This window comes from Acinetobacter baylyi DSM 14961 = CIP 107474 (genome assembly GCF_000368685.1).
GTDB lineage: Bacteria > Pseudomonadota > Gammaproteobacteria > Pseudomonadales > Moraxellaceae > Acinetobacter > Acinetobacter baylyi.
In genome coordinates this window covers 464,334-490,190 of sequence record NZ_KB849625.1, presented here as the reverse complement: position 1 = coordinate 490,190, position 25,857 = coordinate 464,334, and the positions used below count along the sequence as shown (strand labels likewise).

Annotated in this window: 26 protein-coding genes; 21 read left to right on the top strand and 5 right to left on the bottom strand. The window is 40.2% G+C overall.

Annotated features, from left to right (window positions below; translation table 11 throughout):
• Positions 1-34: 34 nt before the first annotated feature.
• Entirely contained in the window at positions 35-1,120 is a 1,086-nt protein-coding gene (gene hisC / locus F952_RS04245; protein WP_004922691.1) for a histidinol-phosphate transaminase, read from the top strand.
• On the opposite strand, the gene F952_RS04240 is transcribed toward hisC, so the two are convergent.
• Positions 1,117-2,427 carry an anthranilate synthase component I family protein gene (locus F952_RS04240; RefSeq protein WP_011182112.1) on the bottom strand — a complete coding sequence of 437 codons (1,311 nt, stop codon included), beginning with the start codon at positions 2,425-2,427 and terminating at the stop codon, positions 1,117-1,119. The two genes, hisC and F952_RS04240, sit on opposite strands and share 4 nt — an antisense overlap.
• Positions 2,428-2,728: 301 nt before the next feature.
• Between F952_RS04240 and filA the strand changes: the two genes are divergently transcribed.
• The 6 genes from filA (at position 2,729) to filF (ending at position 10,682) form a co-directional block, all read left to right on the top strand.
• Positions 2,729-3,595 (top strand): putative pilus system protein FilA, encoded by an 867-nt coding sequence (filA, locus tag F952_RS04235; protein ID WP_004922685.1) that lies wholly within the window; start codon positions 2,729-2,731, stop codon positions 3,593-3,595.
• Positions 3,596-3,808: 213 nt separating this feature from the next.
• Positions 3,809-4,642, top strand: coding sequence for a putative pilus system C39 family peptidase FilB (gene filB, locus F952_RS04230; RefSeq protein WP_004922683.1), 834 nt, complete (start codon positions 3,809-3,811; stop codon positions 4,640-4,642).
• A gap of 51 nt (positions 4,643-4,693) precedes the next feature.
• On the top strand, positions 4,694-5,854 hold the full coding sequence (gene filC / locus F952_RS04225; RefSeq protein ID WP_004922681.1) for a putative pilus system protein FilC: 1,161 nt from the start codon (positions 4,694-4,696) through the stop codon (positions 5,852-5,854).
• A gap of 14 nt (positions 5,855-5,868) precedes the next feature.
• A complete protein-coding gene (gene filD, locus F952_RS04220; RefSeq protein WP_004922678.1) occupies positions 5,869-7,533 on the top strand; it encodes a putative pilus system OmpP1/FadL family transporter FilD in 1,665 nt (554 codons plus the stop codon).
• A complete protein-coding gene (gene filE / locus F952_RS04215) occupies positions 7,533-8,756 on the top strand; it encodes a putative pilus assembly protein FilE (protein ID WP_004922675.1) in 1,224 nt (407 codons plus the stop codon). Before filD ends, filE begins: the two co-directional genes overlap by 1 nt.
• Before the next feature lie 18 nt (positions 8,757-8,774).
• Positions 8,775-10,682: a putative pilus system protein FilF gene (gene filF, locus F952_RS04210; protein ID WP_004922672.1), complete on the top strand. Its 1,908-nt coding sequence runs from the start codon at positions 8,775-8,777 to the stop codon at positions 10,680-10,682.
• Positions 10,683-10,724: 42 nt separating this feature from the next.
• Here the strand turns inward: filF and F952_RS04205 are convergent, their stop codons facing one another.
• The gene (locus tag F952_RS04205) at positions 10,725-11,273 is read right to left on the bottom strand and encodes an NUDIX hydrolase (protein ID WP_026056896.1); all 549 of its coding nucleotides are present in this window, start codon (positions 11,271-11,273) and stop codon (positions 10,725-10,727) included.
• 122 nt (positions 11,274-11,395) lie between these two features.
• On the opposite strand from F952_RS04205, the gene F952_RS04200 reads away from it, so the two are divergent.
• From F952_RS04200 to fghA, 7 genes are all read left to right on the top strand, one after another.
• Positions 11,396-12,001: an NUDIX hydrolase gene (locus F952_RS04200; protein WP_004922665.1), complete on the top strand. Its 606-nt coding sequence runs from the start codon at positions 11,396-11,398 to the stop codon at positions 11,999-12,001.
• Positions 12,002-12,026: 25 nt separating this feature from the next.
• A complete protein-coding gene (locus F952_RS04195; protein ID WP_004922662.1) occupies positions 12,027-12,569 on the top strand; it encodes a gamma carbonic anhydrase family protein in 543 nt (180 codons plus the stop codon).
• 106 nt (positions 12,570-12,675) lie between these two features.
• Entirely contained in the window at positions 12,676-13,341 is a 666-nt protein-coding gene (gene tsaB / locus F952_RS04190) for a tRNA (adenosine(37)-N6)-threonylcarbamoyltransferase complex dimerization subunit type 1 TsaB (protein WP_004922661.1), read from the top strand.
• A 12-nt stretch (positions 13,342-13,353) separates the two neighbouring features.
• Positions 13,354-14,178 carry an undecaprenyl-diphosphate phosphatase gene (locus F952_RS04185; RefSeq protein ID WP_004922656.1) on the top strand — a complete coding sequence of 275 codons (825 nt, stop codon included), beginning with the start codon at positions 13,354-13,356 and terminating at the stop codon, positions 14,176-14,178.
• Positions 14,172-14,984: a class I SAM-dependent methyltransferase gene (locus F952_RS04180; RefSeq protein ID WP_004922654.1), complete on the top strand. Its 813-nt coding sequence runs from the start codon at positions 14,172-14,174 to the stop codon at positions 14,982-14,984. The genes F952_RS04185 and F952_RS04180 overlap by 7 nt, the downstream gene beginning before the upstream one ends.
• A gap of 128 nt (positions 14,985-15,112) precedes the next feature.
• Positions 15,113-16,546 (top strand): C13 family peptidase, encoded by a 1,434-nt coding sequence (locus tag F952_RS04175; RefSeq protein ID WP_004922651.1) that lies wholly within the window; start codon positions 15,113-15,115, stop codon positions 16,544-16,546.
• Positions 16,515-17,354 (top strand): S-formylglutathione hydrolase, encoded by an 840-nt coding sequence (gene fghA / locus F952_RS04170; RefSeq protein ID WP_004922648.1) that lies wholly within the window; start codon positions 16,515-16,517, stop codon positions 17,352-17,354. Before F952_RS04175 ends, fghA begins: the two co-directional genes overlap by 32 nt.
• A gap of 72 nt (positions 17,355-17,426) precedes the next feature.
• On the opposite strand, the gene F952_RS04165 is transcribed toward fghA, so the two are convergent.
• Entirely contained in the window at positions 17,427-17,702 is a 276-nt protein-coding gene (locus F952_RS04165; RefSeq protein WP_004922645.1) for a DUF2218 domain-containing protein, read from the bottom strand.
• Positions 17,703-17,883: 181 nt separating this feature from the next.
• Here F952_RS04165 and rpe point away from each other — a divergent pair, with 181 nt between their 5' ends.
• From rpe to F952_RS04130, 7 genes are all read left to right on the top strand, one after another.
• Positions 17,884-18,570 carry a ribulose-phosphate 3-epimerase gene (gene rpe, locus F952_RS04160; protein WP_004922644.1) on the top strand — a complete coding sequence of 229 codons (687 nt, stop codon included), beginning with the start codon at positions 17,884-17,886 and terminating at the stop codon, positions 18,568-18,570.
• A 433-nt stretch (positions 18,571-19,003) separates the two neighbouring features.
• A complete protein-coding gene (locus F952_RS04155) occupies positions 19,004-19,402 on the top strand; it encodes a hypothetical protein (protein ID WP_227499417.1) in 399 nt (132 codons plus the stop codon).
• Positions 19,403-19,460: 58 nt separating this feature from the next.
• Positions 19,461-21,221, top strand: a complete 1,761-nt coding sequence (locus F952_RS04150) for a copper resistance system multicopper oxidase (RefSeq protein ID WP_004922638.1) — start codon at positions 19,461-19,463, stop codon at positions 21,219-21,221.
• Positions 21,208-22,038: a copper resistance protein B gene (locus F952_RS04145; RefSeq protein WP_004922636.1), complete on the top strand. Its 831-nt coding sequence runs from the start codon at positions 21,208-21,210 to the stop codon at positions 22,036-22,038. Before F952_RS04150 ends, F952_RS04145 begins: the two co-directional genes overlap by 14 nt.
• Before the next feature lie 54 nt (positions 22,039-22,092).
• The gene (locus F952_RS04140) at positions 22,093-23,061 is read left to right on the top strand and encodes a cation efflux transmembrane domain-containing protein (RefSeq protein ID WP_004922633.1); all 969 of its coding nucleotides are present in this window, start codon (positions 22,093-22,095) and stop codon (positions 23,059-23,061) included.
• 136 nt (positions 23,062-23,197) lie between these two features.
• A complete protein-coding gene (locus F952_RS04135) occupies positions 23,198-23,518 on the top strand; it encodes a DMT family transporter (protein ID WP_004922631.1) in 321 nt (106 codons plus the stop codon).
• A gap of 15 nt (positions 23,519-23,533) precedes the next feature.
• Positions 23,534-24,025, top strand: coding sequence for a methylated-DNA--[protein]-cysteine S-methyltransferase (locus F952_RS04130; RefSeq protein WP_004922629.1), 492 nt, complete (start codon positions 23,534-23,536; stop codon positions 24,023-24,025).
• Positions 24,026-24,082: 57 nt separating this feature from the next.
• On the opposite strand, the gene F952_RS04125 is transcribed toward F952_RS04130, so the two are convergent.
• On the bottom strand, positions 24,083-24,529 hold the full coding sequence (locus tag F952_RS04125; RefSeq protein WP_004922626.1) for a VOC family protein: 447 nt from the start codon (positions 24,527-24,529) through the stop codon (positions 24,083-24,085).
• A 131-nt stretch (positions 24,530-24,660) separates the two neighbouring features.
• The gene (locus tag F952_RS04120; protein ID WP_004922622.1) at positions 24,661-25,836 is read right to left on the bottom strand and encodes a thiolase family protein; all 1,176 of its coding nucleotides are present in this window, start codon (positions 25,834-25,836) and stop codon (positions 24,661-24,663) included.
• Between the last annotated feature and the right edge of the window lie 21 nt (positions 25,837-25,857).

Below are 25,857 nucleotides of genomic sequence, written 5' to 3'. Positions count from 1 at the left end.
GGCTGATTTTCAGCCCTTTTTTGAGAATAGAAAGATGAATGTCACTAATGAAAAAATGCGTTTCTGGAGTCCAGAGGTTCGTGAGTTAGAGCCTTATGTACCTGGTGAGCAACCTAAAATCCAGAACTTACTTAAACTCAATACCAATGAAAATCCGTATCCACCTTCGCCTAAAGTAAAAGCAGCAGTAGAGACTGTACTGGTAGATCAGGCAGACGCATTGCGTTTATATCCTGATCCAGATGCATCATTGCTAAAACAGGCAATTGCGAAACAGCAGCATTTGAGTGTGGAACAGGTGTTTGTAGGCAATGGTTCAGATGAAGTGCTTGCACATATTTTTAAAGCATTCTTCATTCAAGATGAACCAATTTTATATCCCGATATTAGCTACAGCTTTTATCCAGTTTATAGCCAGTTCTTTGGTGTACAAACCAAACAAATTCCACTGAATGATCATTTCGAAATTGTCGTAGAAGATTATCAGCAGAATAATGGCGGTATTATTATTGCTAATCCAAATGCACCCACCAGCATAGCGCTTTCATTGAAAAACATTGAGCAAATTCTAAAGAATAATCCCGATCGTGTAGTCGTAATTGACGAAGCCTATGTCGATTTTGGTGCCGAATCTGCTGCGAGTTTGGTAAACCAGTATGATAATTTGGTCGTGTGTCAAACCACCTCAAAATCACGATCTCTGGCAGGTTTACGCGTCGGGTATGCACTTGCACAAGCACATCTCATTGCTGCACTTGAAGCAGTGAAAAACAGTTTCAATTCTTATCCCATTGATCGTTTTGCCATAGCTGCGGCAGTAGCATCTTTTGAAGATCAAGCTTATTTTGAAGAACAGTGTTTAAAAGTGATTCAAAGCCGCGAACAATTGATTGAGCAGCTTGAAACTATAGGGTTTGACGTATTGCCATCTAAGGCAAACTTTATTTTTGTGACACATCCTGCTCATGTTGCAATTGAGTTAGCAAAAGCATTGCGTGAACAAGGGATTATTGTGCGTCATTTCAATAAACCACGTATCAATCAATATCTAAGAATTACTGTAGGCACAGACGAGCAGAATCAGCGCTTAGTAAATACTTTAAAACTATTTATTAATTAAGCCGTGCTTTGCATGCTTTGCCATGTATTGATTAGATTCAGCATGGCAGAGACTTTATCAAAACATTCCTGATATTCAGCCTCAGAGTTTGATGCGATGGTAATGCCACCACCTGCCCATAAAGAAAGTTGATCTTGATACCGTTGCAGACTACGAATTAAAATATTCCAGCAACCTGTACCATCAAAATTAAAGTAACCTAAAGAACCGCAATAAGCCCCACGTGGCTCGCCTTCAAGCTCATCTATAATCTGCATGGCTCGAATCTTGGGAGCACCAGTAATCGAACCACCTGGTAAAGCAGTGAGTAAGACCTCAAAAGGATTAACATCAGCTTTGAGCGTGGCCGTGATTTCACTGACCATATGATGAACCTGATTGAAGCTTTCAATTTCAAAAAGTTTTGTTGTTTTTACTGAGCCAACTTCTGCATAGACACTTAGATCATTACGTAACAGATCGACAATCATGACATTTTCTGCCTGATCTTTTTCTGATGCTTGTAATTTTTGTTTAGACATTTGATCTAACTCGGCATTATCAAAACGCGGCATAGTTCCTTTAATAGGACGTGTCTTGATTTGTCGATACTCATTAAATTCGATAAATAACTCAGGCGAACAACTGAGTAATTCAAAATCACCTATCTGCAAATAACCTGCGTAAGGAGCATTGGTTAAATCCCAAAGTTGATCGGCTTTTGAAAGTAAATTTCCTTTGCAGTGCGTTTGAAATTCTTGTGTCAAATTAATTTGATAACAATCCCCTGATTTGATGTAATCCTGAATTTTTTCAAAAGCCTTTAAATATGTCGATTTTGTCCATCGGGATTGAAATGGTGTTGATATATAGAAGCTTGAGTTATTCTCAGAAATTTGTTGGGTGAAAATACTAAGTAGTTGTAAATATTCAGTTTCAGCATTTGGAGATTGACTATAAAAATACCATTCGTCATTTTCTTGAGTCAGGTAACTCAGATATTTGCCTACATAAAGCGCAGGTTGTACACAGAAATCGGTATTTACATATTGTGATGCAGCATAATCATAGCCAATGAATCCAATATAACCACCCTGAAATTTACTATTTATACTTTTTGTAGAATATTCAGAATTCTGAAAAATGATAAATTCAGTCAGCTCGGTATTATCTTGATCCTCGATATATTGATTTGATTCATCTCTTTTGTAGTAATGAAGTTGATGATCTTGAAAAATACAAAATGTAGCAGGATTAAATCCGATAATCGGCTGATCCTTATTATTCAAAAAAACTAATCCAGTCACTTCAGACTGTTGAAGGAGCATTAGAATATGCTGGGCTGATTGAGCTGGAAGAGGGAGTTTTTGAATATACTGCACGAGAAGTTGCTCAAGTATGAACGAAAAAATAGCGAGTAATTTTACTACACAATTGAAACAGACATAAGCCTCATAACCATTTATCGGCAAAATGGCAAATTTTACACATTACACGTTGCAGAAAATGTGAACTAGCGCTAATTTAAAGAGGCAAAATTAGGCTACTCAGGGATAAAGGAATCATTCTTTTTAACGGAAGAATGAGAGTAGTAAGAAATAAAAATAAATGCTCTTGGGAGAGTTTGGAATGAAAATATTCACTAAATTGGCTTTGGTTTCTTCTATGCTAATCAGTGTTAATGCGATGGCTATGCAGGCTATGGATGATGCATCAATGAGTGCAACTACAGGTCAGGATGGCTTAAATATTGGGATTAAGCTTGATAATGCAGGGATTAGCATTGGCAAGTTATACGTACATGATAATGATGGTTTAGGAACTGATACAAATATCACGGGCGCGACAGGTACAGCAGGTGCAATTGCCATTAATGGTGTGACTGTTAAACAAACAAATACAAGTGAGAACCTATTAGACCTAAAAATTGATACCAATGGTAGTGCAACTACGTCTAATGGTGCTCAGGGTGCTTTTCTTAACATTGCAGCCACGGTTGGTGCTGTCGATATCGATATTGGGTCAATTGGTATTGGAAGTTCTAATACTGCTGTCAATACCACAACGGGTTTACGTGGTATTAAAGAGACAAACCCAACAGAAATTTTATCAGGTTTGACTCTTTCACTGGGTAAAGTTGCAGCTAATATTCAATTAGGTGCAACCCCTCAAGGTGCCATGATTGTTCTAAATTCTACACTGCAAAAAGGCTTGACGATTTCAAACTTAGGTATCAATGATGCCGCTGGTGGTGGTCAGATTTACCTAGACAATATTTATGTTCGCGGTGCTGATAATACCACTGGTGATTTGACGTTAAATGCCACTGTCGGTGTTACAGCAAACGGTATTGTGATTAAGAACAACAGTGCGCAAAATATCAATACTTATATTCAAGGTGTTCATTTAGGAAGTTCTACAGCGAAGTCGATTGGGGATGTTGAAGTTGCTGGCCTAAATGTAGGTAACTCGACGATTACCATTAGTGGTCATTAATTGAACTAACTGTGAATTTAAAAAACGCGTGTTCGTCACGCGTTTTTTAATGACCAAAAATTACAAAAAAATACGTATTTCGTCAAAAAAAATAAAAAAAAGCTGCATTTTTTTCAAAAAAAAGGTATCTTCAAAAGACAGGGAACGTAGAGTATTTGCTCTAAAAAATACAAATATCAGGCATTTTTTGCCCAAAAGTAGAACCGCCAGATTATGTTAGAGATTACATTAGGGTCGGCATTGATCTATTACTTTGCAGCCCACGCTTTTGACATTAAAGAGAAACCTCCAGGGACAGTTCAATATACTGAAATGTTAGATTCCAGAGAGCCATCTTTCACTAGAATGCATCGTGAATCTGTTTTGATTAAACCTGCCATAGAGGAACAATTCCGAGGAATTGTACGTCAGGCATATGACTATAGCTGTGGATCTGCGGCATTAACAACATTATTAAATGGTTACGTGGGTACAAAATTAACTGAACAGCAAACCATGAATGGTCTATTACGGTTTGGAGAATATCAGCGAATCATTGAACGCCGTAGTTTCTCACTACTCGATATGAAGCGGTTTGTAACCGCATTAGGACTAGAAAGTGGGGGATATCGTGGAGAGTTTTCAGATTTGGTTAATCAGGGCCAACCTGCGATTGTTCCAATTTCTTATGCTGGGTTTAAACATTTTGTTGTATATAAAGGATATAAAGATGGACGAGTGTATGTAGCAGATCCTGCACTCGGCAATATCAGCTTTGATGAAGTGCGTTTTAAAGAAATCTGGGAAAATAATACGCTATTTTTGATACAAGTACCTGAAGCTCAACGTCAACATATGCTTGCCTTACAAGAAAGTGATATGCGCCATGTCGAGGATACAACTATCAATAAATATGCCTTCATTGATATGCAATATCCTAGTTTTTATATGGAGCGTATTGCAGATCGAATCTCGACGGTACGTCGAGCACCAGACATGGATAAAAATTCTTATACCTATGGTCAGAATATCGATACGTTTATGCGACTTTATTACAAGCGTAAATAGTTTAGTCAGAAAAAAAATAATGTGGTGGATAGAATGAAGAGAGCTCAACGGATGAATAAAACTTTTCTAGCGCTTAGTGTCAACATGCTGATGATTGGTGGGGTTTATGCTGCTGATGATGTCCAGACATCGACACAGGAGAAATCGCTTGAACAGTCTACACAGTCTTCTGAGACTGCTGCACAAGGTAGTGTGTTTACCGATACAAGTACGCCGACAGCGGTAGCATCTGATCAAGTAAATACGGCGGCTGCAAGCTCTCCGAGTTCCGCGGCGGAAGCTTTACAAAAAAAAGAAGGCGATGCGACACAAGAGAGTAATCTTCAAGAAGTTTTTACCTCAAATGAACGACAATATTCCCTGATTAAAAAAGGTGAAATTTCAAGTTATTATGATATTGATTACACTTATTACCGAGATACGCGGCTAGATTTAGCAGTTGAAGATGGAACCATTAATCAGTTACGTGTTGAAGAAGATGCAGCGCATACTTTAACCAACACCTTCACATTGCAATATGGTTTACGTGACAATATTACCTTAAGTACCTCCATTCCATTTGTTGCAAAATACGACAATTTAAAAGCAGGCTCAGGTGGTGGGGGCACAACGGCTGGTTTAGGTGATATTGCATTTGGAGCACGTTGGGAGCCTTTCCCGTTACAAACCGGACGTTTACCACTGATTCTGTTTGGTAGCCTTTCAACCAAAACAGGTGATAGCCCATATGAAATTAATCCTGTAACTGATCTTTCTACAGGTAAAGGGTATTACTCGGCTGGTCTGGGTGCAAGTACACGTAAATACATAGATCCAGTTGTTCTGTTTGCATCAGTGTCGGCCAATTATGGTTTTAAAGAAACAGGCTTAAATCAAAGACGTGGTACCCGTACTATTACTGAGTTTGATCCAGGAATAAGTGGCGGATTCGCTGTCGGATTTGCTTACTCGTTTAACTATGATGTCTCATTGACGATGTCATATCAGCAAAGTTTTAATCTGGATTCTGAGTTTACCTATTCGTCAGGTGAAAACTACAAACCTGCTGATCAAACCACTTCCATGTTTACCATTGCCTTGGGGGTTCGTGTATCACCAACAACAATTGTCAATGGAACATTGGGAATTGGCTTAACTGAAGATGCACCAGATGTTTCTTTGGGGCTTTCTTTCCCGTTAGATATAGCTGGTTTTGCTAAAAAACTTCGTTAAGGGGAGTCGTCGCTATGCGATATCTCAGACTACGCCCGTTAGCATCTGCAATTGTCTTGACGGGGTGTTCCAATGTTGCATTCGCACAGTTGGGACAGAATTTATCAGTTGATGTACGTTCTTTAGCACTGGGAAATGCTGTCACTGCTGATCCACCTGGTATCAGTGCAATTCATTTTAACCCTGCTGCTTTAACTAAAATTGAAGGTTTACAAACTGATGTACAGGGGCTAATCGCAAATTTTGATATTAAACGTGAGTTTTCAGCACCTGCTGGATATAACGTATTTGGATATTCAGATGATCCATTAGTATGTAATGATGGCCCAGAAGTTGCATCCAATTTGTGTACCGACTACAAAGGAAGTGTAAGTGGGGATGTTGAATATGCGAGTATTTATGTTCCGATCTTAAAAAAGATGGTGGATTTGGGTGAAGGTGTTCCTTTGGCTGCACCTACAGCTGGTATTGCCTATAAACCACCAGGCTCAAAAATTACATATGCCACAGCAATTTATGCACCGTTAGTTGCTGGTTTTGGATCTGAAAATGGTAATCCTGGCAATTATATGGGGCAACAAGTTGCCTTGGAGCGGGTGACCTATTTATCACCTTCTTTAGCTTTTAAAGTGACCGATGAATTATCACTGGGTGCATCCATCGGGATGTCTTACCAAGCCATTTCAATCAAAACTGATTTAAGATTTCCCAATGAGTTGATTGGTGTCTTGCGAATGGTGGATGAAGTCGTCTGCGCACCCTTTAAAGATAACAATGACGTTATTACAGATTTGCTTCTGCTGGGGATTTGTAATGCTCAGGAAGGAATGAATCCATTTAATCGTTTTGGACAGTTAAAGGTTTCGGTTGAGCAAGCATTAAGTCCAAGCTATAACTTAGGTTTACTTTGGGAGCCAAACGACGATTTCAGTTTTGGTATGGTCTACCAAAGTGCAAGTAAAATGCGCCTAAAGGGTAAATATTTTGTTGATAATGAAAAAGCACCAAGAGAGTTAATTAGAGGATTGAATTCTTCTGCCACAGGTGCGGTATTTGCAAGGATTTTAGGTTTCCCATCCAGTATTCCAGCCTCTGAGTCTGGTCTGGTATCTATGGATTTTGAATATCCTGCACATTTTCAGGCCGGAATCAAATATAAGATCCTTCCTGATTTACAAGTAAATTTTGATGTGGGCTGGACTGATTATAGTGCATGGGACAAATTCAGATTTGAGTTTGATCGGCAAGTTGCGGCGCTCAAAATCGCTAAACTTTTATCAAGTGACATCACCGATGATAGTCTGGCATTGCCATTAAAGTTTACCTCACCATGGAGCTGGGGCATTGGGTTTGAATACTCAGCGACAGATCGTCTGAAATTACGTGCAGGTTATGAGCCGCGTACTTCGGCAATTCCAAATGATAAACGTAATACATTGATTCCAATTAACAATGCACAATTATTCGGTTTAGGTATTGGATATCGTTTTGATACAGATACAGATATAGATCTTTCTGTTGGCTTTTTGCGTAGTCGGGATAATATTCCCGCTGGTAGCAGTACTTTGGCCAACCAGACAGGCGTGAGTAATATCTTGTTGAATCCTTATGCTGGCTTGGATGTAAAAACCAATACGAAAGTGACTATTTTGGGCATCAATTATAGGACACGCTGGTAATGCAAAAAAGGCAGTTGAGACTTTTAGGTGGATTGAGTGTTTTAGGATTATGTTGGAGTGTAACATCTATGGCCTGTGCGGGTGATTTTTTCACCATCATTGGTCCTGATGGACGACCTTTGGTAATACAAAGACAATCTGGTTCAACAGAAGCACGAAAGCCAACACGTCCACAAAATGTTACATCTGCCACTTCGAACAATAGCCTACCAAATGTAATAAATTCACCAAAAACCACTTTGCCAGCAAATTCTGCTACAAAAGTTGTGAGCTCAGTGAGCACGACTGAACGACCAAAAAATGCTAATCTTAATCAACCCGCGCAGAGTCAAGCTACTCAACAATCAGATTCTGTTCCACAAAAAAATCAACCTATTACTCAAGCGCTTCCGTTAAATAGTCAAAATGCAATGACTGAAAAACAGAATCAAGACACCTTATCTGGACAAGCTCAAACAGAGGCGAAGGCTCATTTAGACGGAGCAGTTACCGATCAAGGGATTCAAGCAAAAAGCTCGCCCTATATTTCAACCATTGATGGCGAACAATATGTGAATAATGAGTATCTTGAGGAGCGTGAATTTAATCTGGATGGGAAAAAACGCTTCTATATGATGCCTGAGGGAGATATTGATCCCAAAACAGGGATTGTGAGAATGCAACCCATTGAACGCGAAAAGGGTGTGAGTCGTTCTTTGCTAAATCAGATATTTAAACCGAAATCAGATCCACAGACTTCTCAAGTGTTGGCACTGGCACCCACATATTTTAGAATGCCCAAACAGCAAGTTGTGGAAAGCTTGGCAACCGCATGTTTTGACGGTAAAAAAATAAAAGATGCGAAAAAATTCGACACTGATAAATATATTTCACTTTGGCCAAGAAAACCGTTAAAAGATACCTTTGACTATGAAGTGGTCAAACTTTCGGCACCTCTAAAACAAATGAAACTGAGTTCATATGCTTCCACTCAAGAGAACCCACGTTATTACTGGCCATTTGTGGTATTTCTAGATCAACAGGGTTGCGTGATTGAAGGTGTCAGTGGTTATAAAAATCAGGAATATGCTGCTACACGATTGCAATATGCATCACTTGAAGGTGTGATCAGACTTCCTGAAAGTACGGCTTATATTTTAATGACACCATTGGCTTCTGCCATGGATGTTGAAGATAAATCCCTGACCAATCAAGGACAAATAAAATTAACGGCTATCCGTTAAAATAAGTAGGATATCAAGATGAAAAATAAAATTTTAATGGCGACAACATTGACGACTTTGGTTTCTGCTCTTTCTGGTTGCGGTGGGGAAGGAGGGAATATTTATTTGGATCCCAATGAAGGTGTGACTGCCAGTACCAGCTGTAAAACATCAAGTGATAACTGTCAAGGTTTCTATCTGGTGTATCCAGTTTCGGGATTAAATTTTGATTGTAGTAGCAATAAAAATAATCATTTTGTCACCGTAAAAGGTGGTAATAGTGTCACAGGAGCTTGTCAATTAGGTGATACCATTACCTTCTCGATCAAGGGACAAACTACAGATAAGCAAATCAATTTAGGCAGTTTAGATTTAAAAACGATTTCACCTATCAAGGTGGGAGATCAGCCACTTTCTCTTATTGATATTGCCACAGCAATGACCGGAAAAGCCCCAACAACACTTAATTTGCAAGATGATACGATTAAGGTAGCGACAGCACTGGTTCGGGTATTTCAGGCAGTTGGTATTCAAGAAGATCATAATGTCGCTGGCGATTTACAGCCAGTTTCTTTAAATGAAGATTATAAAAATGATTTATCTAAAATCACTCGTTCGTTGACGGTGAGTGATTTTATTGATGGCAGCTATGAAACTGTACTTAGTCCTTGGGTCGATTTGTCAAAAGTGTCACAGGCACAGGCTTTTGATGTGCTTAAGACCATGATGAATCTCCAGAATGCAGGCATCTTTAACGCAGAAATTTTTACACCTACCAGTGTGAGCGAGATCCTCGTTCTAAAAAATGCAAGCGGCTTTAGAGGACAGTCAACGACTACACAATCTCAGATTCTTGCCAATATGTATTTACTTACAGATCGTCAAGGTTATACCTTAGGTTATGGTTTGCAATGGAGGGGTAAGCCAGATGAGTCTACAAGTGAGCTTGCTTACCTGACGCTCATTAGAAAATATGCACCTACCAAAATGACAGGGCAGGCCCAAAAAACGTGGATTGATCCACTTTCCAAAGCACTTTCCTCTGCTCAACCATTTCGCTTCAGTCTTAACTCAAATAGTAATGAAGACCTAAAAATCTTTCAGGGCAAACTATTAGATAATTATGTTATCGTTTCGACAGATACGTTATACAAGCGTGCAATGAATACCGATACAGTTGATACATCAGTCTATGGAAACTGGACACAACAAGTCGGAACAGAAACATTTAATGGTAAAATTGATCTTGCCAAAATTTATCCAATTTCCTATCTCGACAAGGATGTCTTTAAAACCAGTAAAAATGTAACTTCTGGTCAATACATCTTTCCTCTATATGCCACGCTCACTTTCAAATTTAATGATACCTCAGTGCCTGATGTTAAATTGGGGATTGTCATCGATGAAAATGGTGATATCCGTACAGATATCGGGCCTAATGCAACTACTACGGATATGTCTGGTACATGCGGGACTTTGATTAATGGTATGCAGGATAATAACGGCGTTACTCAATATCGAGTGGGAACCACGGGCGCGGCGAACTCTACCTCAAGTGATCAATCGATTACGATTCGTATGATTTTAAGTGATGCTAAATTTGGCCTTCTTGAAGGCGCTTTACTTGGGCTTAATCAGAATTTATCTGTGAGTACCGATGCGGCGAATGCGGTATTAAGTTCAGGCGGCGTTAAAATTAATCTTGGTAATTTACTTAATACAAATAGTAATTCCAGAAGTATTAGTGTGAGTAATTTTAATGATCCTTCATCAGGGCTGAGCACAGTAGCAAACTGGGCTAACACTTATGCGGCATATCAAAAAATTTATAACAGTATTACAAACATCCAGCCAGCACCAACGGCAGATCAAATCGAACTTGCCAAGCGAGTATCGGGCACTTTAACTGCTGAGTTACCAAATTGTTATAGTGTAAAAAATAAATAATAAAAAAGGCCAGATTATCTGGCCTTTTTTATATCTTAGGAGTTAACCTGTATGATCCAGACGAGTACCAATCGTTTCAAGATGAATCGGAAAATCTTGAGTTTTACGGTCTGCAAAATAATGTCTTAAAGTTCTTTCAACGCTTGGAAAAGCCAGCTCGTCCCAGGGAATTTCATGTTCTTCAAACAGGCGAGATTCAATACTTTCTTCACCTGCACCAAAAATTCCATCTTTGATGAATGCTTTAAATAGTACATAAATTTGACCAATACGTGGAATATTGTACATACAGTAAAGGTGCTCAATCTCGATTTCAGCTTCAGCTTCTTCACGTGTTTCCCGTGCCGCGCCTTGCTCCATGGTTTCAAAAAGCTCCATGTAACCCGCAGGTAGAGTCCATAACCCATAGCGAGGTTCAATTGCACGTCGACAAAGCAATACTTTATTGTCCCAAATTGCCAAGGCACCGCAAATCACTTTAGGATTCTCGTAGTGTATATGACCGCAGTTTGTACATACGCGGCGTATTTTATGGTCACCTAAAGGAATTTTTTCTTCGGTTTTATGTCCGCAAACGATGCAAAAACTCATAATAATCATCAGCGCTAAAGATAGCTCAGCATAACCGAATTTTTATTGTTTCGCATCATTTGTATACGACCTCCAGAAAATTCAGCTATGATGGAAAAATAATAAAAAACTGAGTGAAAGGAATGATTAAACAAGGATTAACACAGCAGTTGCAACAACGATTGCGTTTTGCAAAACGAACGCAACCTGCTGAAGCAGCGGTGTTAATTGCCATCACTGATGAACATGATCCGAAGGTATTACTCACCAGACGTTCAACCCAGCTTACCAATCATGCAGGTGAAGTGTCTTTTCCTGGCGGTAAACGAGATATAGGCGATACCAGCAATATTGTGGTGGCATTGCGTGAGGCACAGGAAGAAACCGCGCTCAATCCGTTTGATGTCGAGTTGATTGGTGATCTTCCCATGCAACGTGCACGTAACGGAATGCGGGTTAAACCTATTGTAGGACTGATTCCACCGCACGTTGATTTAAAGCCACAACCCACAGAAATAGATCGTATTTTTTTTGCTTCATTGACTGAATTGATTGACGCGCCACCAACCCCTTACAAAGTACAATACATCAAACAAACGCTTTATTTCCCAAGTTTACAGGTCGAAGATGAAGTGGTGTGGGGGTTAACGGCAAGAATGCTGATTTCTTTATTTAATTATGGATTGGGTTATCAGAAAGAGTGGCCATTTTTACTGAATCCGCCTTCATTTTATCAAAGAAAATTTTAAAGTCAGAATACAAGGAAAGATCATCATGATGTACAAGTTTCAAGGATATCATCCAAAAACAAAAACTCATCCATGGAATGGGTGGATTGCAGGTAATGCAACTGTCATTGGTCATGTTGAACTGGGTGACGAAGTGAGTATCTGGTTTGGTGCGGTGATCCGTGGTGATAACAGTCTGATTCGCCTGGGAGATTATACCAATGTTCAGGAAAATGCCGTTTTGCATACCGATGCAGGTATTGAATTGCATATTGGCAATTATGTGACTGTTGGACATCAGGCGATGTTGCATGGATGCCATATTGGTGACAATACACTGATTGGTATCAATGCGGTAATTCTTAATCATGCAGTCATTGGGAAAAATTGTATTATTGGTGCCAATGCGCTGATTCCAGAAGGTAAAGTCATTCCAGATAATTCTGTGGTCATGGGCTCACCAGGCAAAATCGTCAAAACATTAGATGAGGAGGGTGCAGCAAAACTCCGCTTGAGCGCGTTACATTATGCCGAACATTACAAAAAGTATATTCAGCTTGAGCCTTACTTTTTTGATGATTACGAATAAAGATCGTGGTCAGCACTTGTAAACATTCGCGTCAATGGCTCGCCTCATTGATGCGAGTAGCGTATGATAAGCAGCGTTTTTGTTGATTATATGGCGTAAGGTTTGCATGAAAGTGCTGGCATTGGAAACAGCAAATGAGCAATGTTCTGTTTCCCTAATAGATGAACATCAAGAGCTTTTTTATCAGCTTGACTGTAGAGCAAAAGCACAGACACAAACAATTTTGCCAATGATTGAGCAAGCCCTGCTGACTACGCAAACCTCTTTAGAGGATTTGACTGCGATAGCGTTTAGTCGTGGTCCAGGTTCATTTAGTGGTGTACGGATCAATGCTGCAGTCACACAGGCACTGGCTTGGGCCAATGATTTACCCGTCATTCCAGTCTCTACCTTGCAGGCATTGGCACAAGCAGCCTATCGCGAATTTCAGTATCCGCAGGTGACCGCAGTGCTTGATGCGCGTATGCAAGAGGTTTATCTAGCGAATTATGTTCTCGATTCGACAGGCATTATGCAATTGCAAGGCGAAGAATGCTTGCTCAACTACTCTCATGCAAAAGAAGCCGCACAATTTACCCTGATCGGATCAGGCGCACATCTTCTTGATGAAACGATTAATTTACAAGAGACTCTGCATCCTAATGCACGGCATATTGCAGAGTTGGCACGTCATTATGCTCTTGATCAGCAATGGGTTTCAGCCGAGCATGCCCTTCCAGTTTATTTACGTGATAACGCATGGAAGAAAATTTCAGAACAGGGTAAAGCATAATTAGGATACTTTATGGATCTTTTACTGCTGTTAAAAGCAGCAATTATGGGTATTGTTGAAGGGATTACAGAGTTTCTTCCAATTTCGAGTACGGGCCACTTGATTCTGGCTTCTGAGCTGATGAATTTCTGGACAAAAGAAAAAAGTGCTGTGTTTGTCGTCGCGATTCAGATGGGAGCCATTGCAGCCGTTATTTATGAGTATTGGTCAAGATTGTGGGGTGCTGCCACAGGCATGGTAACAGGAGAAGAAAAGGGACGTCATCTGGCAATCTCTCTCATTCTTGCATCTATTCCAATTGTGTTGGTGGGCTTAAGTTTTGGTCAAACAGTCAAGGATTTACTTTTTAATGACGTCGCTGTGGCGATTGGTCTGATTGTTGGTGGCGTTATTATTATGTGGATTGAGAAAAATCCACCTAAAGTAAATGCGGTCGAAGTTGAAAATATTGGTCTAAAACAAGCCATCTGGATTGGCTTAATCCAAGTTTTATCCTTGATTCCAGGAACATCACGTTCTGGTGCAACCATTATTGGGGCTATGTTTTTGGGGGTATCTCGTAAAGCTGCGACCGAATTTTCATTCTTTTTAGGTATACCTGTGATTATTGGTGCAGGCTTACTGGATCTGTATCAAAGCCATGAAGTATTACAAACCAGTTTTGACTGGAGTGTATTGGGCGTTGGAATTCTGGTTTCTTTTGTTTCTGCTTTACTACTCATTCGTGCATTGGTTGCCTATGTTGCAAAACGTGATTTCATGGTTTTTGCGTGGTATCGCATAGTATCTGGTCTGCTCATTTTACTCTTTGCTTATACGGGTTGGACAATATGGTAAAACCGATGCATCTATTTGCTGTGGTTGATGCTCTGGAGCAAGCACAACAATTTCAACAGGTGCTTGCCTCCCGAGATGTGAGCACCGAACTGGTACAGATCGAGCAGTTAAATGCTCGATTTTTACGTCATCATCCCGAGCTGGCATTGTGTGTTGATCTGGATGGTTTGTGGTTATCGGCCAATGGAATGAAAATGCAGCCAGATTGGCAAGCTGAAATTCCACGTTTAAAACGCGCCAGTTTAAAATCAGAAATGATTGCACGTGCCTGTCAGATCAATGAGCAGCCTTCACTCATAGATGCAACTGCAGGCTTAGGCCATGACAGTCTATTGATGGCTTATCTAGGTGCACATGTAACTTTGGTCGAGCGACATCCTGTGCTATTTACTTTGCTTGAAGATGCCAAGTCTAAAGCCGAAAATGATCCCTTCTTGTCGAAGTACATGCAACGTATCCATCTGATTTTTCAGGATGCTCACTATTATTTACAACAATGTAATCAGGATGATCGCAAAGTCGATGTGATTTATCTGGATCCGATGTTTCCGCAACGTGACCAACATCATCAGGTTATAAAAAAACAGGCACAAGTCAAGAAACAGATGCAATTGCTGCATTTATTATTGCCAGAAGATGGTGAGATGGATCTTGGTGATCAATTGTTGCCGTTGGCGCAGCAAATCGCATCACGTGTAGTGGTGAAACGTCCAAAACATGCTGTGTTTTTAAATGAACAACAGCCAGATCATCAGTGGCAAGGAGATGCCTGTCGTTTCGATGCTTATTTTCAGATTTCTATGTGAGTATATGTGATCATTACTTCAATATTGATTCAATATTTGCTATATAGTGGAACAGCATCACAAATAAAATTGCGCTTAGGAATCTTAAAAAAAGTGCCTACTGAAAAAATGACCTCCCGAACTGCTCTATGATCGACCTGAAACCTTCCATCAACTTTTGGCATGATTTTAAAAGTAACCAAATTGCGGGCTTGTGGTTATTTCTTGGATCAAGACGATCACTCAAAGTGATTCATCCTTCAATCTTCCAATTACTGGTATGGGGAGTATTAGGGGGGGCTGCCAATACACTGTTTAGCTGGATGGTTGCAGGGGATGGCGGACAATTTAACTCTCAAGGTCTGGTGAGCTACGCGTTATGGCCTTTTCTGGCTTTGATCGTTGGTATTTTTCTGTCACAGCGAACCAACAACCCACGCCTAATGTTGGTGCCTGCTATTTTATGGTTGGTGTTAGATACCAATATCGCCTTATTGCAAAGCTTTATTCAGTATTTGGGGCAGCTCGACTATTTGCCTTATTCACTTTATAACTATTTGCCAGGCCTATTTATGGTGTTATTTGTCTGGCAAAGTCTGGCAGTGGTATGGGTGTTCGCTCGTGAGTTAAAATGGCCTTGGTGGGAACGTGCCTTGATTATGCTGGCTACGCTAGTCACACTGGTGGTATGGCAAGGTTCGGTTCGCAGTCAGCCAATCTGGAAGGTCGAAGATGTGCCGCCTACCTTTGCTGAAGATGCCTTTTATGCACAAAGTCGCTTACTTCATAAGGCACTTGAGCAGATTCAATATGGAGAGTTTGCGCAGAGTCACTGGTATTTTCTAGGGGTAGCGGGTGCTAGCTATCAGGACGTATTTAAGTCTGAAATTATGCGCATTAAGGATCAGTTTGATACTCGCTTTGGAACATTCGGCCGCTCGATGATGTTGGTCAATAATCCTGATACACGTACTCAAATTCCGATTGCATCACGAACCAGTATTGCTATGGCATTGAATCGGATAGGACAGCAAATGAACCGTGAAAGTGATGTCTTATTTTTATATATGACTTCACACGGCGCACCCAATGATTTTGAAATTGAAAATGCACCACTCGATTTACAGCAGGTCGATCCGAAATGGCTACGTGAAGCGTTAGATAAATCGGGTATCCGTTGGCGTGTTATTGTGGTGTCATCGTGTTTTTCAGGCAGCTTTATTTCTTCACTTCAATCACCTGATACCCTGATTATTACAGCTTCTGCAGCAGATCGACAATCATTTGGATGTACCAATGAAGCGGATTATACCTATTTTGGACGTGCCTTGTTTGATCAGGCAATGCGTGATCATCATTCGATGAAAGATGCTTTTCAGCAAGCTAAGCAAACGGTGGCCAAATGGGAGTCTGCTCAGGGTTTCGAACCGTCTGAACCGCAGTGGGTGATTGGAAAAAATATGGAACTGATGCTGCCACAACTAGAGCAGCATTTATTTCCACAGCAAACTTTACCGCAAGCTACCGCCATTTCGCATGAGGAAAAAACACATGGAACTTCTGCAAAAAAACAAGTGTTATGAAGGTGAACAACGCATTTATCAGATAACATCAAGTTTTTTAAATGGAAAAACCAAGTTTGGTATTTTTCTGCCTCCTGCTGCCTTGCAAGGTGAACAGTGTTCAACTTTATTTTATCTCGCAGGATTGACCTGTACAGAAGAAACATTTGCCATTAAAGCGCATGCGCAGCGTCTGGCTGCACAGCTCAATCTCATTTTAATTACACCAGATACTTCACCACGCGGAGATGATGTGGCACAAGGCGATCATTGGGATATTGGTCAGGGCGCTAGTTTTTATATCAACGCGACGCAAGCCCCGTGGAAAGCACATTATCAGATGGAAAGTTATCTTATTGATGAGTTGTACACTTTGATCCAAACGGAATTTCCTGCTCATCCAGATCAGATCGGGATAATGGGGCATTCAATGGGTGGTCATGGCGCGCTAACCCTTGCGTTCAAATACCCAGAAAAATTTAAGTCAGTTTCTGCATTTGCACCGATTTGTGAGCCATCACAGTGTCCTTGGGGTGAAAAGGCCTTTTCAAATTATCTTGGTAATGATCAATCAGTTTGGAAAAGCCACGATGCAACTGCACTGATCCGTCAAAAGGGGATGCTGTTTAAAGATATTTTAATTGATCAAGGATTAGATGATCAGTTCTTAAGTCAGCTTCACCCCGATCAATTTGAGCAGGCATGTGAAGCAGCCCAGCAGCCATTATCGCTGAGAAAGCATGCAGGATATGATCATGGTTATTACTTTATTCAAAGTTTCATGGATGATCATTTGCAATTTCATGCAGTACAGCTTGAACACGCCTAAACAAATTTATTCAAATGAGAGGTCGTTTAAGAACAAAATAGCGAAGTAGAACGCTTCGCTGTTTCACTGAGATCACACCTGAGACCACGTTACATTAAACTCTTGCTGAGCCATTCGATTCAGATGGTCAATCACGACACCTTCAAGACGCGTGTGATCCTCAAGCTCACTTTCAATACGTGCAGTCAGTTGCTGTTCTGATGGCGTCAAAACAACAGTTGCAGTTGGCATCATGATACGAAACTCAGTATCAGATTCACTCACTTCAAATTTATGTTTCCAATGATTCAGTAAGCGTTTTGCAATGCGCCGAGCTTCAACTGTATTTAAAGATGTCTGTGTTTTCACTTATCGTTCCTCTTGCTTATCGATTTACCCTAGCAAATTTTTTAAATAAAAGCGAAGTATTCTCAACAACACAACGTTTCCTTTTTGAAATGATTGATATTCGATTGATAGGCGACAAAGCAGCAGATCAATATGAGATTTGCTATACTTTAGACCAGTTTATTTCTTTGCCAGGTTCTTCATGTCCAAGCCTTATCTGATTGCGCCGTCTATTTTATCTGCTGATTTTGCCCGTTTGGGGGAGGATGTGGAACGTGTATTGGAAGCAGGTGCAGATGTTGTGCATTTTGATGTAATGGATAACCATTATGTGCCGAATTTAACGTTTGGTGCAGGTGTATGTAAAGCATTGAAAAATTATGGTATTCAGGCACCTATTGACGTTCATCTGATGGTTTCACCTGTAGATCGTATGATTGGTGACTTTCTGGATGCCGGTGCAGACATTATTACCTTTCATCCAGAGGCAACAGATCATATTGATCGTTCATTACAATTGATTAAGGCTGGTGGTGCGAAAGCTGGTCTAGTGTTCAATCCTGCAACACCGTTACATTATCTCGATTATGTACTTGATAAAGTTGATCAGATTTTACTGATGAGTGTAAACCCTGGGTTTGGTGGACAAAAATTTATTCCAATGACACTTGAAAAGCTTCGTCAGGCACGCAAGATGATTGATGCAAGTGGTTTAGATATCCGTTTAGAAGTAGATGGTGGTGTAGGGCCAGCAAATATTCGTGAAATTGCGGAAGCTGGAGCAGATATGTTTGTTGCGGGTTCAGCAATTTTTGGCAAACCAGATTATAAAGCTGTGATTGATGAAATGCGTGTAGAGCTTGCCAAAGTTGGTTCACACACGGCATAAGAGTAATCACTTTAATTTATATCAGGGTTGTGGATAACTTTGTTTATAACTATATGGATAACTGTGTTTATAAGTATATGGATAAACTGGTGATAGAATAAACAATGCAGCAACAAGTGTTTATAGCGTGATCTTTTCGCGAATAAAAAGAATACATGATGTATTCTTTTTATTCGTTTAAGCGATTTAAAAATATAATTTTTATACTTCTGATGTTGGATTATTCGAGGTACAGTAAAATGAATAAAATATTGTCAGATTTGGATTTTGAATTGCCAGAATTGAATCTTGAGCATTGTCTTGAATTTAGTTATGCTTAAAAAATACAGTAAAAATTATTTGTGAATAACGACAAATAATCTAGATACGAGGTATGGGCTTGAACACAATTCAACGCAAACACACATGGTTTGTGTTGCTTATGATTTTGATCATGAGCTGGAATAGTGCGGCCGTTGCTTCGAGTCAGACGACACATCTTAAGATGTTGATTTCATTTGATCCATCTGTATCACATGATGATCATGCAATGCAGCATATTGCCAAAGGTGCCTGTCATACGCTTTCCCTGCAACATTCAAATATGACAGATCATGTGCATCATTTGAATCCAGATTGTATAAAGAGTCTCAATACTCAGCATGCCCATGCCTCGGATTGTCAAGACTGTAATCAGTTTCATTGTCAGACGCTGAGTCATTACATCTCAAGTTCCTCCATCGTAAATGATGCAGATCGACATGAGATATCTCATCTTGATCCCTCATCCTCCTATTACGTTCAGTATTCAAAAGGATATTGGCAAGAAATATTACGTCCACCCAAAGCTTAACCTGAATTTAGATACATCACGTTTAACGTAAAGTGTTTTTAAAATTTAGAGGTTAAGTATGCGACGTGTATTACAACAGTTATGGGCTGTTGGGATTTGCCTGACTTTTTCATCGGCAACTCTCGCAGCAATCAAAGAGTATCATCTCAACATTGATGAGCAAATTATTGATCTTACAGGGAAGCCGACGAAAAAAATCACGGTAAATGGACAGTTCCCTGCACCACTACTCGAATTTGAGGAAGGCGATGAGGCCGTTATTCATGTCCATAATGCCTTGAAAGATCGTGATACCTCTTTACATTGGCATGGTTTATTGTTACCAGGCCTAATGGATGGTGTACCTGGTTTTAACGGATTCCGTGGCATCAAGCCTCATGCAGATTTTGAATATCGTTTCAAGATTCGGCAAAGTGGAACTTACTGGTATCATGCCCATAGCCAAGGACAGGAACAAGACGGCTTATATGGCGCACTTGTGATTTATCCCAAAAATAAAAAACCGATTGTCTCTTATGAGCAAGTTGATCGGGATTACGTGGTCATGTTGTCTGATTTTCATCATTCATCTAGTGATCAGATCATGAAAAATCTGAAAAAGTCTTCCGAGTATTATCAAAATCAGCGTGAAACAATAAAAGACGTTTGGCATCAGCTTCAGCAACAGGGATTTAAGGCAACCTGGCAAGACCGTAAAATGTGGAATCAGATGCGAATGCTCAAAACCGATTTATCTGATGTCACTGATTATACATTTCTGGTCAATGGAAAAACACTTGAACAAAACTGGACAGCGATGTTTAAGCCCAACGAAAAAGTTCGATTGCGTTTTATTAATGCTTCAGCCATGTCTTTTTTCGATGTCAGGATTCCACAACTACGAATGACAGTGGTAAGTGCCGATGGTCAGCCAGTAAAACCTGTGCAGATTGATGAGTTTAGAATAGGTGCTGCTGAAACCTACGATGTAATTGTAGAGCCTCAGCAAGCGCATTATCAGATTCAAGCTGAATCGATTGACCGAAGTGGTTTTGCACTGGCCAGTTTACAAAATGAGTTATTACCAGCACCACCACAGATTCAGGTTCCTACAGCACGTCCACGTAGTGTTTTAACAATGGAGGATATGGGGCATCATCCTATGGATGTTGAATCAGATAGCTCTTCGATGCAGCATGAGATGCCGAATGATGATCATGCCATGTCACATAATATGATGCAGCATGATGTGATGAGTCATGAGATGCAACCAAGTCCTCAGTATAAATCGAGCCAGCAGTCACCAGAAGGGTGGGCAAATGCTTCTACGCCAATGGGTTTAAAAGCATTGCAATATACCGATTTAAAATCTTTGTTTCCTCAGTCCGACCTGCGTCAACCTGACCGTGAGATTGTCATCCATCTTGGTGGAAACATGGAGCGATATATCTGGACCATGAATGGCAAAAAGTTTAGTGAGGCATCGCCTTTAACATTGAAATATGGAGAGCGAGTCAGGCTCAAATTTGTGAATGATTCCATGATGGCACATCCCATGCATTTACATGGCATGTTTGTACAACTGGAAAATGGTCAGGCGATGGAGCGTTTACCGAATAAACATACTTTGATCGTGCCGCCTGGCAAAACTGTAACGGCTTTGTTGACCGCAGATGAAGTAGGAGAGTGGGCGATACATTGTCATTTGCTCTATCACATGACCGCTGGAATGATGAATAAGCTCGTGGTCGCGCATACCGAAGTTCCAATGCCGAGCACATTAAAGACGAATGAAAACAGTACTCAGGAAGTGAAAGGAGAACATCATGCGCATCACTAAGGTCACCTTTTACCTGACTGGCGTTCTGATGAATGCTTCGGTATATGCACATGATGCACATGCTATGAACACGATGGTATCCAGTGATCATCATATGCAGAGTACCCCACAATTAGACAATTTTGCCGAGACTGAGACTATTCAAAATGATGCGGCTATGGATGAACAGCATCGTCATGAGCATGGGGGGCAAATTTATCAAGCCACACAATGGGATAATCTCTGGGCCTTAAATCGGCATGGAGAGGCAAGTATCTCCTCTGAGTTAAAAAGCTGGATTGGAACAGATGAAAATAAGGTTTTTTTAAAGGCTGAACTTGAAAAAGAACAATCCAGTTCACCTGATCGCTATATTTCAATTTTATACAGTCGTAATATCGCCAATTTTTGGGATGTACAAGCTGGCGTTCGTTATCGTGATCAAGCATCACAGGTTGAATCGAAAGAACATCTTGATGCCGTATTTGCTCTGCATGGCTTAGCACCTTACTTTTTTGAAACAGATGTATCGTTATATCTAGGAGAGCAACAATATGCGAGCTTAAAACTGGAGACAGAGCGAGATATATTACTCACGCAAAAACTCATATTAAAGCCTTATTTGGAAGCTGATATCGTTTTAAGTGATCAATCCCGTGATGCCGAGAAAAAGGGCTTATCTACGCTTAAATCTGGATTACAAACACGCTATGAAATTAACAAAAAAGTGATGCCATTCATTGATCTGGCGTATCATTATAAGCACGGTCAGGATGCACAGGAAAAAACTTCCGAACGGGAGTGGTTATACGGTGCGGGCATGACCTTTAAATTTTAATTTTTTGTTTTTCAATTTATCAGACTGCTACAGCTTACGAGAGTGAGTCGTCTGATGAACATCCATTGTGGTGCATTGATGAATTTAAAACAGCAGTATCAAACCAGCTTGATTACCGATGCATTACTGCATTCGCTGCAAACACATTCTGTCTGCACCACACCGTCTGAAACCATTGATTCAGCGTTGAATAGTGATGGAATGGATCGTCAATGGATGAGTTTTTTTTATTTACCAGAATTGAATTCAACCACTGTAAATAAAATTAAATCGATCTTAAGTTCTTTTACAGAAGTTGGGTATATCGAGATTGACCAACAAACGCATCATCTCGCAATTTATCATGATGGCCCTATAACACCGATTGAAAAAAACTTAGAGAAACAAGGTATTGACGTTGTCTTTCAACAAACTCAGGCCAACTATATTCCAGAACCCATTGATTGGAAGCAAATTAAAAAACGGCATCAGATTTTAAGCTGGCTGTTTAGTATCAATCTTATCATGCTGATGGTTACTTTTTTTACTGGACTCATAGCATCTTCTACTGCATTGATTGCTTTGGCATTGATTATCATGAGTGATGTTATGATTTATGCCATGACTTTGTATGGTATTCATGAAAAACAGATCGGATTGTATAAATTCACACGAGTGGGTCTTTATCTACAAATTAGTTTAAGTCTGCTTTTGATTTTAGCGGTAATTTTTCAAAGTGTACTGCAGCATCAGCCACTGGCACAGCTCATAATTTTAGTGGCTGCCTTGGCTTTTTTTACAATGCTTATCAACATGTATTTGCTTATACAGACCCAGCAAGAGCGTCCTGATCTGTTAAACTTTCGGCAATGGTTTAGTTTTTATGATGTCATGTTTAGTTTTGCTGTCATCGTTGCGGGTATATGCTGCTTATTATTTGATTCAAACTGGCCAGATATCACAATCACTACACTCATGGTTTTCTTTTTACTTGATCGTTCTAGACGTGTTTTTAAGAAAAAAACTTCATTTGTGGTGCAGTAGTTTTGCACTGACCAAATAGTGAATTCAGATAAAACAATTTAATCGTGATAGATGTTTTGTTTTACTTTTGGAGGAACGACCTCCCCCAATGTGGGAAAATATCAGGCCGACCTGATCTTGATAAAAGGAAAGCAATATGGCTTGGCTGATTTTGATTCTGGCGGGCATGTTTGAAGTGATATGGGCCTATTCGATGAAGCTATCGGAGGGTTTTACCAAGCTAGTACCCAGCATTATCACGATTATATTTATGATATTGAGTATTATTTTACTCTCTATTTCTATGCGAAGCTTACCTTTGGGTACCGCCTATACGGTGTGGACTGGAATAGGTGCTATAGGCTCATTTCTACTCGGAATTTTGTTCTTGCATGAGCCAATGGGGGCGATGCGGATGCTGGCTGCGGTCCTGATTGTATCGGGTCTGGTCTTGATGAAACTTTCTGCTCACTCATAATCATTGTGGAATATCATGGAACAATTATTTTATCGTTATATCGATTCTCCTGTTGGAAAACTCAAGCTAGTTGCCTCTGATACAGCTTTAGTGGCGATATTATGGGAAAATGAAAATCCTAAACGTATTCAACTTGCGAATTTGACTCAAGCTTTCCAGCATCCTGTGTTATTACAGACTAAGTTACAGTTAGAAGAATATTTCTTAGGCAAACGTCAGTATTTTGAAATATCACTCGATCTTCAAGGTACGCCCTTTCAAAGACAAGTATGGACAGCTTTGCAAACTATTCCATATGGAAAAACCTGTAGCTACAAGCAAATTGCCCAAATGGTGGGCCGTGAAAAAGCAATGCGTGCCGTAGGGGCTGCCAATGGAAAGAACCCTATTTCAATCATTGTGCCATGTCATCGCGTGATTGGTGCAGCTGGCACATTGGTAGGCTTCGCGGGGGGAATAGATAAAAAACAAAAATTGCTCGCATTAGAATCCAGCTTTACCATTTAAGCTAAAACTGGGTAGGGCTTTATTAAAATCAAAGTATTTTGAAAGTACGGTAAATATTTATGGTTCAAGATCTAATTGACAATTGACCATCCATTTAATACCAAACTGATCTGTAAATGCTCCATACAACGCACCCCAGAATGTTTTCTGTAATTGCATTTCGATATGTCCACCTGCAGAAAGCTGATTAAATAAGCGCCGTGCTTCGGTTTCATCTTCCAGATTGATTGAAATGTAATGATTGTTGCCTTTATTTAAGCCCAAAGGATGGGGAGAGCAAAACTGTTCATGTACATCTGATCCCATCAGCACGGTAAATTCATTAATGGGTAAAGACACATGAAGAACCCAGCTTTTTTGTTGTTCTGAATAGACCACTCCATCTTCTGATGGAAGATCACCATAACGAGTTAATATCGAAAACTCGCCTCCGAAAACCGATTGATAGAAGATAAATGCGGCTTCTGTTTCGCCTTCAAAGTTGAGGTAATGATTGAGTTGCATTGAAAGGACCTGATTATTTTTATGATGCTGTTAACCACTGTAAAATATTTTTGAGTAAAAAATAAGCAAAAATTATATTGTTTCTTATCATAAAAAATCCCGACTTGTCGGGATTTATAGATGCATAAATACTAAATTAATTCGATAGCTACTGCTGTTGCTTCACCACCGCCAATACATAGGGCTGCTATGCCTTTTTTACCGCCTGTGCGTTGTAATGCATGAATCAAAGACAAGATGATACGTGAGCCTGTTGATCCAACAGGATGACCTAAGGCACATGCCCCACCGTGGATGTTTACTTTCTCAGCATCTAGTTCAAAATCATCGATAGCACACATAGTGACCATGGCAAAAGCTTCATTGATTTCCCATAAATCAACTTCTTGAGCATTCCAGCCCGATTTTTTTAATACTTTGCCAATTGCTCCTACAGGGGCAATCGTAAACTCTGAAGGATGCTGAGAGTTAGATGCGGTTGCAATAACTTTGGCCAGTGGTTTTAAGCCGCGCTGATCAGCATTTTCTATAGATGTTAATACAAGAGCAGAAGCACCATCTGAAATTGAGCTTGAGTTTGCAGCAGTAATGGTACCATCTTTGGCAAAAGCAGGTTTTAAAGAAGGAATTTTATCAATTTTTGCATTGAGAGGTTGTTCGTCCTGTTCAATGATCACATCGCCTTTACGTGATGACACGGTGACTGGAACAATTTCTGCTTTAAAATAACCTTCTGTAATCGCATTTTGGGCACGCTTTAAAGAGCGAATGGCAAAGTCATCCATTTGTTCACGGGTATAGCCACGTGTATTCGCCATATCTTGTGCAAAAGAACCCATTAGACGACCTGTTTCGGCATCTTCCAAACCGTCTAAAAACATATGATCCTTAATTTCACCATGTCCCATACGATAACCAGAACGTGCTTTAGGCAAAACATAAGGCGCGTTACTCATCGACTCCATACCACCAGCAATCACAATTTCTGCACTACCCGCCTTAATCATATCTACAGCTTGCATCACTGCTTTCATGCCAGAACCACACAATTTATTGATCGTGACAGCACCTGTTGTATCAGGCAGTCCAGCCTTACGCATAGCTTGGCGTGCAGGGCCTTGCTTTAGACCTGCTGGCAATACACATCCCATAATGACTTCTTCGATATCTGTAGGTTGTAAACCCGAACGATAAATCGCTTCTTTAATGGTAACTGCACCCAAATCAGTGGCAGTCAGCGGAGCTAAAGCACCTTGAAAGCCGCCCATCGCTGTACGTGCGCCATTTACAATCACGATCTCAGTCATTGTTGTCCTCTCTAGAATATT

What these genes read in the sequence shown, in the direction of transcription:
- hisC (WP_004922691.1), top strand. Translation starts at nt 35, where the DNA reads ATGAATGTCACTAATGAAAAAATGCGTTTCTGGAGTCCAGAGGTTCGT.
- F952_RS04240 (WP_011182112.1), bottom strand. Translation starts at nt 2,427, where the DNA reads ATGCTCCTTCAACAGTCTGAAGTGACTGGATTAGTTTTTTTGAATAAT.
- filA (WP_004922685.1), top strand. Translation starts at nt 2,729, where the DNA reads ATGAAAATATTCACTAAATTGGCTTTGGTTTCTTCTATGCTAATCAGT.
- filB (WP_004922683.1), top strand. Translation starts at nt 3,809, where the DNA reads ATGTTAGAGATTACATTAGGGTCGGCATTGATCTATTACTTTGCAGCC.
- filC (WP_004922681.1), top strand. Translation starts at nt 4,694, where the DNA reads ATGAATAAAACTTTTCTAGCGCTTAGTGTCAACATGCTGATGATTGGT.
- filD (WP_004922678.1), top strand. Translation starts at nt 5,869, where the DNA reads ATGCGATATCTCAGACTACGCCCGTTAGCATCTGCAATTGTCTTGACG.
- filE (WP_004922675.1), top strand. Translation starts at nt 7,533, where the DNA reads ATGCAAAAAAGGCAGTTGAGACTTTTAGGTGGATTGAGTGTTTTAGGA.
- filF (WP_004922672.1), top strand. Translation starts at nt 8,775, where the DNA reads ATGAAAAATAAAATTTTAATGGCGACAACATTGACGACTTTGGTTTCT.
- F952_RS04205 (WP_026056896.1), bottom strand. Translation starts at nt 11,273, where the DNA reads ATGAGTTTTTGCATCGTTTGCGGACATAAAACCGAAGAAAAAATTCCT.
- F952_RS04200 (WP_004922665.1), top strand. Translation starts at nt 11,396, where the DNA reads ATGATTAAACAAGGATTAACACAGCAGTTGCAACAACGATTGCGTTTT.
- F952_RS04195 (WP_004922662.1), top strand. Translation starts at nt 12,027, where the DNA reads ATGATGTACAAGTTTCAAGGATATCATCCAAAAACAAAAACTCATCCA.
- tsaB (WP_004922661.1), top strand. Translation starts at nt 12,676, where the DNA reads ATGAAAGTGCTGGCATTGGAAACAGCAAATGAGCAATGTTCTGTTTCC.
- F952_RS04185 (WP_004922656.1), top strand. Translation starts at nt 13,354, where the DNA reads ATGGATCTTTTACTGCTGTTAAAAGCAGCAATTATGGGTATTGTTGAA.
- F952_RS04180 (WP_004922654.1), top strand. Translation starts at nt 14,172, where the DNA reads ATGGTAAAACCGATGCATCTATTTGCTGTGGTTGATGCTCTGGAGCAA.
- F952_RS04175 (WP_004922651.1), top strand. Translation starts at nt 15,113, where the DNA reads ATGATCGACCTGAAACCTTCCATCAACTTTTGGCATGATTTTAAAAGT.
- fghA (WP_004922648.1), top strand. Translation starts at nt 16,515, where the DNA reads ATGGAACTTCTGCAAAAAAACAAGTGTTATGAAGGTGAACAACGCATT.
- rpe (WP_004922644.1), top strand. Translation starts at nt 17,884, where the DNA reads ATGTCCAAGCCTTATCTGATTGCGCCGTCTATTTTATCTGCTGATTTT.
- F952_RS04155 (WP_227499417.1), top strand. Translation starts at nt 19,004, where the DNA reads ATGAGCTGGAATAGTGCGGCCGTTGCTTCGAGTCAGACGACACATCTT.
- F952_RS04150 (WP_004922638.1), top strand. Translation starts at nt 19,461, where the DNA reads ATGCGACGTGTATTACAACAGTTATGGGCTGTTGGGATTTGCCTGACT.
- F952_RS04145 (WP_004922636.1), top strand. Translation starts at nt 21,208, where the DNA reads ATGCGCATCACTAAGGTCACCTTTTACCTGACTGGCGTTCTGATGAAT.
- F952_RS04140 (WP_004922633.1), top strand. Translation starts at nt 22,093, where the DNA reads ATGAACATCCATTGTGGTGCATTGATGAATTTAAAACAGCAGTATCAA.
- F952_RS04135 (WP_004922631.1), top strand. Translation starts at nt 23,198, where the DNA reads ATGGCTTGGCTGATTTTGATTCTGGCGGGCATGTTTGAAGTGATATGG.
- F952_RS04130 (WP_004922629.1), top strand. Translation starts at nt 23,534, where the DNA reads ATGGAACAATTATTTTATCGTTATATCGATTCTCCTGTTGGAAAACTC.
- F952_RS04125 (WP_004922626.1), bottom strand. Translation starts at nt 24,529, where the DNA reads ATGCAACTCAATCATTACCTCAACTTTGAAGGCGAAACAGAAGCCGCA.
- F952_RS04120 (WP_004922622.1), bottom strand. Translation starts at nt 25,836, where the DNA reads ATGACTGAGATCGTGATTGTAAATGGCGCACGTACAGCGATGGGCGGC.